Raw genomic sequence first — 12,215 nt, 5'->3', positions numbered from 1 at the left:
CAGACTGATCATTGAAAATTTCCCGGATGCAAAAAATTGCCGCCACTATACGGAAAGCTTAATCTTTCGTCGACTGGCGGCAGGGTAAAGATAAAGAAATTTTTTATTATTGCTGGCAACTCCACTTCACGCGGAAGGTTTACTCTCAGGCTCATCAGCCGGATCGCCGGTATGCTTGCCCTCTTCCGTGCCCTGCCAGCCGTGACGCTGGATCAGCGACAGATGATTACGATCCTCATTAATGATTTCCGTCAGCATCGCACTGGTGCGTTTGAACACGGCCGCGCGCTCCGTGGCCGAGCTGCCAGCCATTGCCGCCATCTCTTCCACCATCCCGGTATTAAAGCGGCGGAACAGGTCTGCACGCTCGCGCGCTTCATACGCGCCGAGCCCCAGATTTTCCAGCGCCATACGGCCAGATTTCAGCGCACCTTCAAATGTTTCACGCTCCGGTGCTTCTACCCCCGCCTGCCGCAACCGGATATAGTGATCCACATCGCGGGCGCGGGAGATAATGGTCAGCGCCGGGAAATGTTCTTTGACCAGTTCCACCATCTGCATGCTGGTTTCCGGATCGTCAATGGCGTTAATCAATACCTCGGCTTTTGCCGCGCCTGCAGATTCCAGCAGATCGACGCGCGTTGCGTCGCCGTAAAAGACTTTCATGTCGAACTTACGCAGGGTATCGACATGGTCGGGGTCGTGATCGAGGATGACCATTTTCACGCCGCTCGACAGCAGTAAACGGCCCACGATCTGCCCATAGCGACCAAATCCGGCGATGATCACGCGCGGCTGCTCCTCGTCAATCTCATCAGCTTCGCGCTCCTGTTCGCTGCCCGATTTTTCCAGGCGCGTCAGTACAACCAGCAGAACGGGCGTCGCCGCCATCGACAGGGCGACCGCCAGCGTCAGGGCTTTCGCCCACTCCGGATCGAGAACATTTGCCATCTGCGCTGCGCCGAAGACCACGAACGCAAATTCGCTCCCCTGCCCCAGCAGAACCGCAAACCAGCTGCGCTGCTTATTCGGCACCTTCAGCGGACGCGCAATTAGCCACAGCATCGCCATTTTAATGACCAGGAAGCCAACAAGCAGGATGACAATCCGCAGCGGGTGCGTCACCAGCGTGCCGAAGTCAACGGACATCCCCACGCCGATGAAAAACAGCCCCAGCAGCAACCCTTTGAACGGCTCGATATCGCTTTCCAGCGCGTGACGATATTCAGAACTCGCCAGCAGAACGCCGGCGAGGAACGCCCCCATCGCCATCGACAGCCCGGCCTCTTCCAGCAGCAGACCAAAGCCAAACACCAGGAACAGCGCCACGGCGCTGAACACTTCGCGCAAACCGGAGCGGGCAACAAACCGCAGCAGCGGACGGGTGACATAGCGTCCAAGCAGAACCACCAGCGCCAGTGCCCCCACCACTTTCAGTGCGGACAGCGCGAAAGCGCCCAGCGTCGTCGAGGACCCACTGGCCGCCAGCAACGGGATCATCGCCACCAGCGGAATAGCGGCAATGTCCTGGAACAGCAGCACTGAGAACGCACTGCGCCCCATCTGCGAAACCGTCAAATTACGCTCGTTCATCGCCTGCATGGCAATCGCCGTCGAGGAGAGCGCCAGCGTCATGCCGATAAGCTCAGCCACTTTCCAGTCCATTCCCAACAGGATACAGAACCCACCCAGCAGCAGGCCGCAGGCCACCATCTGTAACGCCCCACCACCAAATACCGAAGCGCGAAGTTTCCACAGGCGCTGCGGATCGAGTTCCAGGCCAATCACAAAGAGCATCAGCACGACGCCAATCTCAGCGAAATGGAGAATCGCCTCGGCATCCGTCACCAGACGAAAGCCCCACGGACCAATAACGCAGCCCGCAATCAGGTAGCCAAGAACAGAACCCAGCCCCAGGCGTACCGCGACGGGCACAATCAGCGCCGCCGCGCCGAGGTAAATCAGCGCCTGTATTAGCGTATGGCTATCCATGATGCGTCTCCTGCCATTCAAGTAAGCGTTGTTTATAATGACGAGCCTGCGCCTGCAGCGTTTCATCATCGCAGACAAACGTACAGTGCATCGCAAATGGCGGGAGCCAGTTCAGACCACAGTAGAGCGCCGTCGCCTGCAGCGGCTGCGCCAGAACGTCAAACCCCGGGAAGGTGCCAATATCAAAATGACTTTCCCCGCCGCCGGTGGTGACCGCCCACATCAGGCTTTTCCCTTTTAGCGCATGGCCATTGTGGCCATACGCCCAGCCGTGGGAGAACACTTTATCAATCCACAGTTTCAGAAGCGGGGGCGTGCTGTACCACTGCATGGGATGCTGCCAGACGATCAGATCAGCACGGGAAAGTGCCTCCTGCTCGGCGGCGATATCGATATTAAAATCGGGATAGAGTTGATACAGGGAACGTATCTCTACGTTATCAAGCGTCCTTACCTGCTCAAGCATCCGCTTATTCGCATGCGAGTGTTGCGGATAAGGATGGGCGTAAATTATCAGAATCATCAATGGGCCTGCGTTGACTGGCTTATCTCTCTTGTAGGTGTGAGTGTAGACAGTTAACCAGCCTGCTGAAAGTGTTGATTGGCATCGCAGATGCAAAACGCAAGTATTGCTACTCACGGCGCCCCATTCACATGATTATGCCAGCACTTATCTGTACATCGTTAATCTTATTAACCTCACCAATAAATCACTCTTTATCATTTGCTCATATGAAATATTAAGAATAATTAAAATCGTATTTTAATAAATAGATGTATACATAACCCATTGAAAATATAATAATTTAACCCCTTTCCGAATAACAACTCTCTTTAAAAGAGAACATACTTCTTTGTTCTTCAACTTTCATTTTAAATGGATGTGAATATGAGTGACAAACACCACACATTAAACAGGACAACCCAATTACTGGGAAAGTTATTTCCCGTCCTGTTAGTTTTTACGCCAATAATAAGCCATGCAGCAACCATTGATCAGTCGACTTCTGTCCCGCAAGATTTTTCCTCAGAATCTGAATATATCATTAATAAAAACGTCACGATTTCCTCTCTTGATAATGTTGCCGCAGTAACTGTTTCTGGTATGGACGTTACCTCTGTCACCAATAAAGGAAAAATCACCGCAAAAGCGGACGGACTTGATATTAATACTAACGCACAGCGTGTTGTGATTAACAACGAGGAGGGGGCAACTATTTCCTCAACAACCGCAAACGCAGTAAACATTCAATCCATGCAGGGCGAACTCAATAACAAAGGAAGTATCGTTGGTTTTGAAAATGGTATTTATATTGATGAAGAGTCCTCAGCAGTAAATATTTCAAACAGCGCAACAGGCCTTATTGAAGGCAAGACGGGTATGCTGGTGAACATCGGCACGCCCATTAATAACGAGGGTTCTATCAAAGGCACTCAAAATGATGGAATTGCCCTAAGTGACGGAAACTCGAAAATTATCAATAGTGGTATTATTGATGGTTATCAGAATGGTATTAACGTCATGGGCTCATCCAAAATTGAGATCATTAATACTGGTTCAATTAGCGGCGGTAGTACTGCAATCCTGTTCGCCAGCAACAAAAATAATACACTGACGCTTAACACAGGATCGTCACTGTCAGGTGATGTCATTTCTACCCTCTCAAAAGGGAACATCCTAAGGCTGGTGGGAACCGGCGCCGAGGACAGCAATTTTATTGGGCTAAACGAAGGTGACGGTTTCGCTTCTCTTGCTATGGACGGGGAAGACTGGACGCTCACTGGTGATGTCGACATTATCGGCTCGGGTGATTCACTGCAGGTCAATAGCGGCAATCTGACCCTGGCCGGAACCGTCGCAAATGCGGGGAACACGCTGGTCGCTGAAAATGCGGTTCTGCAGTTGGGTAATGGCGAAAGCGTCGCAAATCTGAGTGGAGGACTCACGAATAACGGCTCGGTTATCTTCAACCAGGGCGATAATTTCACCTTCACCACTAACATGACCGGCAGCGGGAGTGTTGAAAAAAGGGATTCGCATACGCTGACGTTGACCGGTAACAACAGCTATAGCGGTGATACTACCCTGTATAGCGGCACCACGCTGGTCGCGTCCGGTGCGACCCTGGGCGTTGAAAACAGTCATGCCACGGTGACCGTGCAGAGCGGAGCCAGGTTTGCCACGGCCGGAATGGTATACGATAACATCACTATTCTTAGCGGCGGCACGCTGGCTGCATGGAATGCCATTCAGGGCAACCCGACATTGCGCAACTCGGGCGCGGATACCATCAACGGCAACGTGACCAACAGCGGTACGCTTTTACTGAGCGCAGCGGATAATTCAGTCGGCAATGACTTTACCATCAATGGAGATTATACCGGCACTGCGGGGAGCCAAATCGTATTGAACAGCACGCTGGGCGCGGATGATGCACCTACCGATCATCTTACGATTACGGGCAGCAGCTTTGGGCAGTCAGGCGTTACTGTCTCCAATATGGGTGGGTTAGGCGCTCAAACGGTCAATGGCATGGAAATTGTCAGCGTGAGTGGAAGCTCTGAAGCTCAACTGACGCTTGCTAAACCCGTCGTTGCCGGCGCGTGGGAATATAATCTTTATCAACACAGTAATGGCAACTGGTATCTGGAATCGAAGGCTTCACCCTCCGACGATCCGGCTGACGATCCCGATAACGGAGATAACGGAGATAACGGTGGCAATGGTGACAACGGCGGCAACGGTGACAATGGCGGCAACGGTGACAATGGTGACAACGGAGGTAGCGGTGACAACGGCGGTAACGGAGACAACGGCGGTAATGGCAGTAACAATAGCCCTGAAGTCATGGCTCCGGAAGTCGGCGCATATTTAGGCAACTACCTTGCTGCTCAAAGCATGTTCCTCCACAAGCGCGACGATCGCGATCAAATCACCTTCCGCAATGAAGATAACCTCAATACCTGGATGTACGTTAAGGGCCGCTATCATGAAAACGACGCAGGTGGCGACAGAGTCAATTATGACACCACCACTACCGTGCTTCAGATAGGCAGCGATTTCATGAGCAAGCCACTGGATAACGGTATCCTGCGGGCGGGTGGCATGTTTGGTGCGGGTCAGGCGAAAACCCATTCGGAGGCCAGACACAATGTGCGTGATGCGCAGGGTAAAGTCGACGGCTTCAATGCAGGTTTATACGCCACCTGGCAGGAAGATCAGAACTTACGCCTTGGCAGCTACATTGATACCTGGGCCGCCTATAGCTGGTACAACAATAAAGTGACCAGCAACCGTAATGACGAAGATTACGACAGTGAAGGTTTCGCTGCCTCTGTCGAAGTGGGTCATGCGTGGGTGATTAATTCAGAGAATGAGCGCACCTGGAAAATCGAGCCTCAGGCGCAGTTCGTTTACAGCTACCTTGATCAGGAAAACCATACCGACCGTGACGGCGTCCGGGTGACAACCCTGGACAACGACGGTCTGTTTGGTCGTCTGGGCGTCAAATCAAGCTACTTCCAGCAGAAGGATGTCAAAGCCTGGCAGCCGTACGTTGCCGTGAACTGGCTGAAAGGCGCGGGTCAAAACGATCTGGCGTTTAACGGTGAAACTGTCAGCAACGACACGCCGGAAGACCGTGGCCAGCTAGAGCTGGGCGTTACCGGGAATTTGAACGAGACTACCACCGTTTCTCTGCGGACCAGCGGCGAATGGGGTGAAAACAGTTATGCTGCCTATGGCGGTCATATCCTGTTGAACCACCGCTGGTAAGCGTTCCTGAAAGGCTAAAAGCCGTGGCAGATGCCACGGCTTTTTTTATTAGTTATCCAGCTCGCCCATGGATTTCACCTGGTCACGGTTAATCTGCTCGGTTTGACCGGTTTCGGCGTTTTTATACGACACCAGACCGGTATCGTCATCCACCTGCGGTTTGCCGTCGGTGACAATGGTTTTGCCATCGGTCGTTTTTACAGCCTGGTTGGATGAACAGCCCGCAACGGTGAACAATGTTGTGGCAGACAGAAGAGACGCGATCAGTAATTTATTTTGCATGGTGTTTTCCCCTGCTCTCAGTTGAATTTCGTTATCGACCTAACAATTTTAGGCTAACTGACTGAATGCGGATGGAAAACCAGAAGGTTCTGAAGAGAGGGAGAGTGCCCGGCAACGCTACGCCGCCGGGCATGTGAACTTACTTATTAATCTGCGCGTGCATTTCCTGAACCGAAATCACCTTCTCGGTGGCATCCGCATTCAGCGCCATGGCCGTCGCGAAACCGCCGTTCAGGGTGGTGTCGTAGTGCACTTTATACTGCAGCGCGCTGCGGCGAATCAGCTTGGAGTCTTCAATCGCCTGGCGGCCCGCAGTGGTGTTGATGATGTAGGTATATTCGCCATTCTTGATGCGATCCTGAATGTGCGGACGACCTTCATGCACCTTGTTCACCAGACGCGGGTTAATACCGGCTTCACCCAGCACAATCGCCGTACCATGAGTGGCATCCAGCTCGAAGCCCTGCTTAAGCAGCTTGGCAGCCAGGTCAACCACGCGCTCTTTATCGCCTTCGCGAACGGAGAGCAGCGCACGGCCAGATTTCTTCATGGTGGAGTTACTGCCCAGCTGCGCCTTCGCGAATGCTTCAGCAAAGGTGCGGCCCACGCCCATCACTTCCCCGGTAGAGCGCATCTCTGGCCCTAACAGCGGGTCAACGCCCGGGAATTTGTTGAACGGCAGAACCACTTCTTTCACCGAGTAGTACGGCGGAATAATCTCTTTGGTTACGCCCTGCTGAGCCAGCGTCTGGCCCGCCATCACGCGTGCCGCCACTTTCGCCAGCGGAATACCCGTGGCTTTGGAGACGAACGGGACGGTACGCGCCGCACGCGGGTTCACTTCAATCAGGTAGACTTCGTTGTCTTTCACCGCAAACTGAACGTTCATCAGACCACGAACCTGCAGCTCGAAGGCCAGCTTCTGCACCTGCTGGCGCATCACGTCCTGAATTTCCTGACTCAGGGTGTACGCTGGCAGAGAACAGGCTGAGTCGCCGGAGTGTACGCCCGCCTGCTCGATGTGCTCCATGATGCCGCCAATCAGCACCATTTCGCCGTCGCAGATAGCGTCAACATCCACTTCTACCGCATCGTCGAGGAAACGGTCGAGCAGAACGGGCGCATCGTTGGAGACGCTCACCGCCGTCTGGAAGTAGCGACGCAGGTCTGCTTCGTCATAGACGATTTCCATCGCGCGGCCGCCCAGTACGTAGGAAGGACGAACCACCAGCGGATAGCCAATCTCTTTCGCCTTCTCAACAGCCTGTTCAATGGCCGTTACGGTGGCGTTCGCCGGCTGCTTCAGCTTCAGACGATCAACCGCCTGTTGGAAACGTTCGCGGTCTTCCGCACGGTCAATCGCGTCCGGGCTGGTACCGATAACCGGTACGCCAGCGGCTTCCAGGGCACGCGCCAGCTTCAGCGGAGTCTGGCCACCGTACTGTACGATAACGCCTTTTGGCTTCTCGATACGCACGATTTCCAGCACGTCTTCCAGGGTAACGGGCTCGAAGTAGAGGCGATCAGAAGTGTCATAGTCGGTAGAGACCGTTTCCGGGTTACAGTTGACCATGATGGTCTCATAACCGTCCTCGCGCAGCGCCAGCGAAGCGTGAACGCAGCAGTAGTCAAACTCGATGCCCTGGCCGATACGGTTTGGACCACCGCCCAGCACCATAATCTTGTCGCGGTCAACGGACGGGTTCGCTTCGCACTCGTCTTCATAGGTGGAGTACATGTACGCGGTGTCGGTCGAGAATTCCGCCGCACAGGTATCCACACGCTTGTAGACAGGGTGCAGGTCATACTGGTCACGGAGCTTACGGATTTCCGCTTCACGTACGCCCGCCAGTTTTGCCAGACGCGCATCGGCGAAGCCTTTACGCTTCAGCATGCGCAGGAAGTCCGCGTCCAGACCGTTGATGCCCAGCTCTGCTACTTTCTCTTCGAGACGTACCAGCTCTTCAATCTGCACCAGGAACCAGCGATCAATGTTGGTCAGGTTGAATACGCCGTCGACGGAGAGGCCTGCACGGAAGGCATCGGCGATGTACCAGATACGCTCCGCGCCCGCGTCTTTCAGCTCGCGGCGGATTTTGGTCAGTGCTTCCGGGTCGTCCAGGCTCACTTTCGGATCGAAACCGGTCGCACCCACTTCCAGGCCGCGCAGCGCTTTCTGCAGGGACTCCTGCTGCGTGCGGCCAATCGCCATCACTTCACCAACAGATTTCATCTGGGTGGTCAGACGGTCGTTCGCGCCGGCGAATTTCTCGAAGTTGAAGCGAGGAATTTTGGTCACAACGTAGTCGATGGACGGTTCGAAGGACGCAGGCGTGCGGCCACCGGTGATGTCGTTCATCAGCTCGTCAAGGGTATACCCCACCGCCAGCTTCGCTGCTACTTTGGCAATCGGGAAGCCGGTCGCTTTGGAGGCCAGCGCGGAAGAACGGGACACGCGCGGGTTCATTTCGATAACGATCAGACGGCCGGTTTTCGGGTTCACCGAGAACTGTACGTTTGAGCCGCCGGTTTCCACGCCGATTTCACGCAGTACCGCCATCGAGGCGTTACGCATGATCTGATACTCTTTATCGGTCAGCGTCTGGGCTGGCGCAACGGTGATGGAGTCACCGGTGTGGATCCCCATCGCATCGAAGTTTTCGATGGAGCAGACGATGATGCAGTTGTCGTTTTTATCACGCACCACTTCCATCTCGTACTCTTTCCAGCCAATCAGCGATTCATCAATCAGCAGCTCTTTGGTTGGAGAGAGATCCAGACCGCGTTCGCAAATCTCTTCGAACTCTTCGCGGTTGTAGGCGATACCGCCGCCGGTGCCACCCATGGTGAAGGATGGACGGATGATGCACGGATAACCCACTTCAGCCGCGACGGCCAGCGCCTCTTCCATATTGTGAGCAATACCGGAACGTGCGGTGTCGAGGCCGATTTTCTTCATCGCCACGTCGAAACGGCGACGATCTTCAGCTTTATCAATCGCGTCGGCGGTCGCGCCAATCATGGTTACACCGAACTCGGCCAGCACGCCCTGACGCTCCAGCTCCAGCGCACAGTTCAGCGCCGTCTGGCCACCCATGGTTGGCAGCACCGCATCCGGGCGCTCTTTTTCAATAATTTTACGTACCACTTCCCAGTGAATCGGCTCGATGTAGGTTGCATCCGCCATTTCCGGGTCGGTCATGATGGTAGCCGGGTTCGAGTTCACCAGGATAACGCGGTAACCCTCTTCACGCAGGGCTTTACATGCCTGCGCACCGGAGTAGTCGAATTCGCAGGCCTGGCCGATGACGATCGGGCCAGCGCCAAGGATCAGGATGCTTTTTATGTCTGTACGTTTTGGCATTGTCTTCTCGGCTCCTGATTATTTAGCGGTCTTACGGTATTGCTCGATAAGTTCGATGAAGTGATCGAACAGCGGCGCGGCATCGTGTGGGCCCGGACTGGCTTCCGGGTGGCCCTGGAAGCTGAACGCTGGCTTATCGGTACGATGGATACCCTGCAGGGTGCCATCGAACAGTGACTTATGGGTCACACGCAGGTTAGCCGGCATCGACGCTTCATCGACGGCGAAACCGTGGTTCTGCGCGGTAATCATCACCGTGTTGTTATCAATGTCTTTCACCGGGTGGTTACCACCGTGGTGACCGAACTTCATCTTGATGGTGTTCGCACCGCTCGCCAGCGCCAGCAGCTGATGGCCGAGGCAGATACCGAATACCGGGATGTCTGTCTCCAGGAAGGACTTGATGGCATTGATGGCGTAGTCACAAGGTGCCGGGTCGCCAGGGCCGTTAGAGAGGAAGATGCCGTCCGGATTCATTTTCAGCACCTCTTCAGCGGACGTTTTCGCTGGCACCACCGTCAGGCGGCAGCCGCGGTCAACCAGCATGCGCAGGATGTTGCGCTTGGCGCCGAAATCGTAAGCCACCACGTGGAACGGCAGCTCGCTCTCTTTTTTCGCTTCCGGCAGGTCGCCTTCGAGCGTCCAGCTCCCCTGCGTCCAGCTGTAGGCTTCAGCTGTGGTCACTTCTTTTGCCAGGTCCATGCCGTTCAGGCCCGGGAAGGCTTTCGCTTTTTCCAGCGCCAGAGCCGCATCCAGGTTATCCCCTGCGATGATGCAGCCGTTTTGTGCACCCTTCTCGCGCAGCAGACGCGTTAACTTACGGGTATCAATATCGGCAATCGCCACGATGTTATGGCGCTTCAGGTAAGAAGAGAGGTCTTCAGTGTTGCGGAAGTTGCTGGCAATCAGCGGCAGGTCACGAATGACCAGACCTTGCGCATGTACCTGAGAGGACTCTTCGTCAGCCGCATTGGTGCCGACATTGCCGATATGAGGATAAGTAAGAGTAACGATTTGGCGAGAATAGGAAGGATCAGTGAGGATTTCTTGATAACCGGTCATTGAAGTATTGAAAACGACTTCCCCAACCGCCGAACCCGTTGCCCCTATGGCCCGACCGATAAACTGGGTTCCGTCTTCCAGAACCAATAGCGCTGACTTAATCAAAACACCCTCCAGAGAATATTCACTCACTTTATTTGCATATTAATTCATAACCATGTCATGGATCAATGCAAATGTGTTGCCAGCGGATTTTTGGCAAACGGCGGCATTCTGGAGATTTGGTCGGTAAAAGTCAACTTAAAACGGATATTTTGTTTACTCTTTTGCAGGCCTGAAAGGCGGAATGCAACTTAAGCGACAAAAAGATCAGGTAAATCACTGCAGAAAACGCTTGCGCGGCTGGTTTAATAAAAAATCACGAGATGGAACATGATAAAGTGGACCAAATGGTCAAAATTTACATTTTGGCAACGAAAAATTAGAACAATAGACAGATTTTTAGAGCCTTAAGGGAGAAAATACAATGTAACAGCAAAAATAAAAGGGCAATAAAATATTGCCCTATGCAATCAATGAATTACGACTGCAATAACCACATCACGATGGGTAATAATGTTTACAGATTATTGAGATCCAGGACATCTCTCATATCAAAAAGTCCCTTTCCTTTATTTTTTAGCCACAAAGCGGAGCGTACGGCGCCATTGGCAAACGTCATTCGGCTGGAAGCTTTATGCGTAATTTCTACACGTTCGCCAATATCGGCGAACATCGCGGTGTGTTCGCCGACGATGTCACCCGCACGGACCGTGGCGAAGCCAATAGTGCCAGGCACGCGTTCACCGGTGTGGCCTTCGCGGGTATAGACCGCGCAGTCTTTTAAATCTTTATCAAGTGCATGGGCAATCGCTTCACCCATCGCCAGCGCCGTGCCTGATGGCGCATCCACTTTATAACGGTGGTGAGCTTCAACGATCTCAATGTCGGTGTAGTCACCCATGACTTTCGCAGCCTTCTCCAGCAGCTTAAGCATGACGTTAACGCCCACGCTAAAGTTTGCGGCAAAGACAATCGCAATCTCTTTTGATGCATCCTGGATAGCCTGCTTACCCGCATCGTCAAAACCAGTGGTGCCGATCACCATCCCCTTGCCGTGCTGACGGCAAAACGCCAGATGCGTGAGCGTCCCTTCCGGACGGGTAAAATCGATAAAGACATCGAAGTCATCTTTTACCGCATCCAGACTGCTTTGTACGGTGACGCCCGTCCTGCCCGCGCCCGCCAGCTCGCCAGCGTCGGTCCCCAGAAGCGATGAACCGTCACGCTCCAGCGCTGCGCCAAGGGCGACGCCCTCCATCTGAAGTGCCGCCTGAATCAGCTGACGACCCATACGTCCACCCGCGCCCGCAATGGCGACACGGATCTGTGCATCATGCATAGTTATTCTCTTACGTTAAAATGATGTAAACCGTTTTCAGATTAACCAGCCTTTCTGAGCACTGCCAACTGAAAACACCAATAATTAGAATTTAACGTGAAACCGACTTAAATATCAGTAAAAGACATGATTTTGTCGTCACGATAAAGTAACGGGTAAAAAAAAGGCCAGCACAGGAGGTGCTGGCCTTTCATCAGAAAAGGGATTATTCGACTTCCCGGGCATCGATTCTCAGTTCTTTCGGGACTTCGAAAACAATGTTCTCTTCACGTCCTTCCAGAGGCACCGCTTCGCCACCGCCCAGCTCCTGCAGACGGGCAATGACGTTCTGTACCAGAATATCCGGCGCAGATGCGCCG

7 protein-coding genes and 1 pseudogene are annotated in these 12,215 nt (G+C 53.6%); 1 reads left to right on the top strand and 7 read right to left on the bottom strand.

What is annotated here, in order from left to right; genetic code table 11:
* Nucleotides 1-126: 126 nt before the first annotated feature.
* Nucleotides 127-1,992, bottom strand: coding sequence for a glutathione-regulated potassium-efflux system protein KefC (kefC, locus tag LDK53_RS15975; protein WP_047957730.1), 1,866 nt, complete (start codon nt 1,990-1,992; stop codon nt 127-129).
* Entirely contained in the window at nt 1,985-2,515 is a 531-nt protein-coding gene (gene kefF / locus LDK53_RS15970; RefSeq protein WP_025758024.1) for a glutathione-regulated potassium-efflux system oxidoreductase KefF, read from the bottom strand. Before kefF ends, kefC begins: the two co-directional genes overlap by 8 nt.
* 366 nt (nt 2,516-2,881) lie before the next feature.
* Between kefF and LDK53_RS15965 the strand changes: the two genes are divergently transcribed.
* Nucleotides 2,882-5,767, top strand: coding sequence for an autotransporter outer membrane beta-barrel domain-containing protein (locus LDK53_RS15965; RefSeq protein WP_225287565.1), 2,886 nt, complete (start codon nt 2,882-2,884; stop codon nt 5,765-5,767).
* Between the two features lie 48 nt (nt 5,768-5,815).
* Here LDK53_RS15965 and LDK53_RS15960 read toward each other — a convergent pair whose 3' ends face one another.
* The 5 genes and pseudogenes from LDK53_RS15960 to ispH form a co-directional block, all read right to left on the bottom strand.
* On the bottom strand, nt 5,816-6,049 hold the full coding sequence (locus LDK53_RS15960; RefSeq protein WP_025758026.1) for a YgdI/YgdR family lipoprotein: 234 nt from the start codon (nt 6,047-6,049) through the stop codon (nt 5,816-5,818).
* A gap of 139 nt (nt 6,050-6,188) precedes the next feature.
* Complete coding sequence (gene carB, locus LDK53_RS15955; RefSeq protein ID WP_025758027.1) at nt 6,189-9,413, bottom strand: carbamoyl-phosphate synthase large subunit; 3,225 nt, start codon at nt 9,411-9,413, stop codon at nt 6,189-6,191.
* 18 nt (nt 9,414-9,431) lie between these two features.
* Complete coding sequence (gene carA, locus LDK53_RS15950) at nt 9,432-10,580, bottom strand: glutamine-hydrolyzing carbamoyl-phosphate synthase small subunit (RefSeq protein ID WP_025758028.1); 1,149 nt, start codon at nt 10,578-10,580, stop codon at nt 9,432-9,434.
* A gap of 454 nt (nt 10,581-11,034) precedes the next feature.
* A complete protein-coding gene (dapB, locus tag LDK53_RS15945; RefSeq protein ID WP_225287564.1) occupies nt 11,035-11,856 on the bottom strand; it encodes a 4-hydroxy-tetrahydrodipicolinate reductase in 822 nt (273 codons plus the stop codon).
* A 205-nt stretch (nt 11,857-12,061) separates the two neighbouring features.
* Nucleotides 12,062-12,215: pseudogene (gene ispH, locus LDK53_RS15940) on the bottom strand (4-hydroxy-3-methylbut-2-enyl diphosphate reductase); the annotation flags it as partial.

The sequence above is a fragment of the Enterobacter sp. K16B genome, from assembly GCF_020216105.1.
Lineage (GTDB): Bacteria > Pseudomonadota > Gammaproteobacteria > Enterobacterales > Enterobacteriaceae > Enterobacter > Enterobacter sichuanensis.
The sequence above is the reverse complement of the archived record's forward strand: the minus strand, read 5'-3'. Positions and strand labels throughout refer to the sequence as shown.

Bases quoted from the DNA above. Each gene is read 5' to 3' on its own strand.
- kefC (WP_047957730.1), bottom strand. From the start codon at position 1,992: ATGGATAGCCATACGCTAATACAGGCGCTGATTTACCTCGGCGCGGCG.
- kefF (WP_025758024.1), bottom strand. From the start codon at position 2,515: ATGATTCTGATAATTTACGCCCATCCTTATCCGCAACACTCGCATGCG.
- LDK53_RS15965 (WP_225287565.1), top strand. From the start codon at position 2,882: ATGAGTGACAAACACCACACATTAAACAGGACAACCCAATTACTGGGA.
- LDK53_RS15960 (WP_025758026.1), bottom strand. From the start codon at position 6,049: ATGCAAAATAAATTACTGATCGCGTCTCTTCTGTCTGCCACAACATTG.
- carB (WP_025758027.1), bottom strand. From the start codon at position 9,413: ATGCCAAAACGTACAGACATAAAAAGCATCCTGATCCTTGGCGCTGGC.
- dapB (WP_225287564.1), bottom strand. From the start codon at position 11,856: ATGCATGATGCACAGATCCGTGTCGCCATTGCGGGCGCGGGTGGACGT.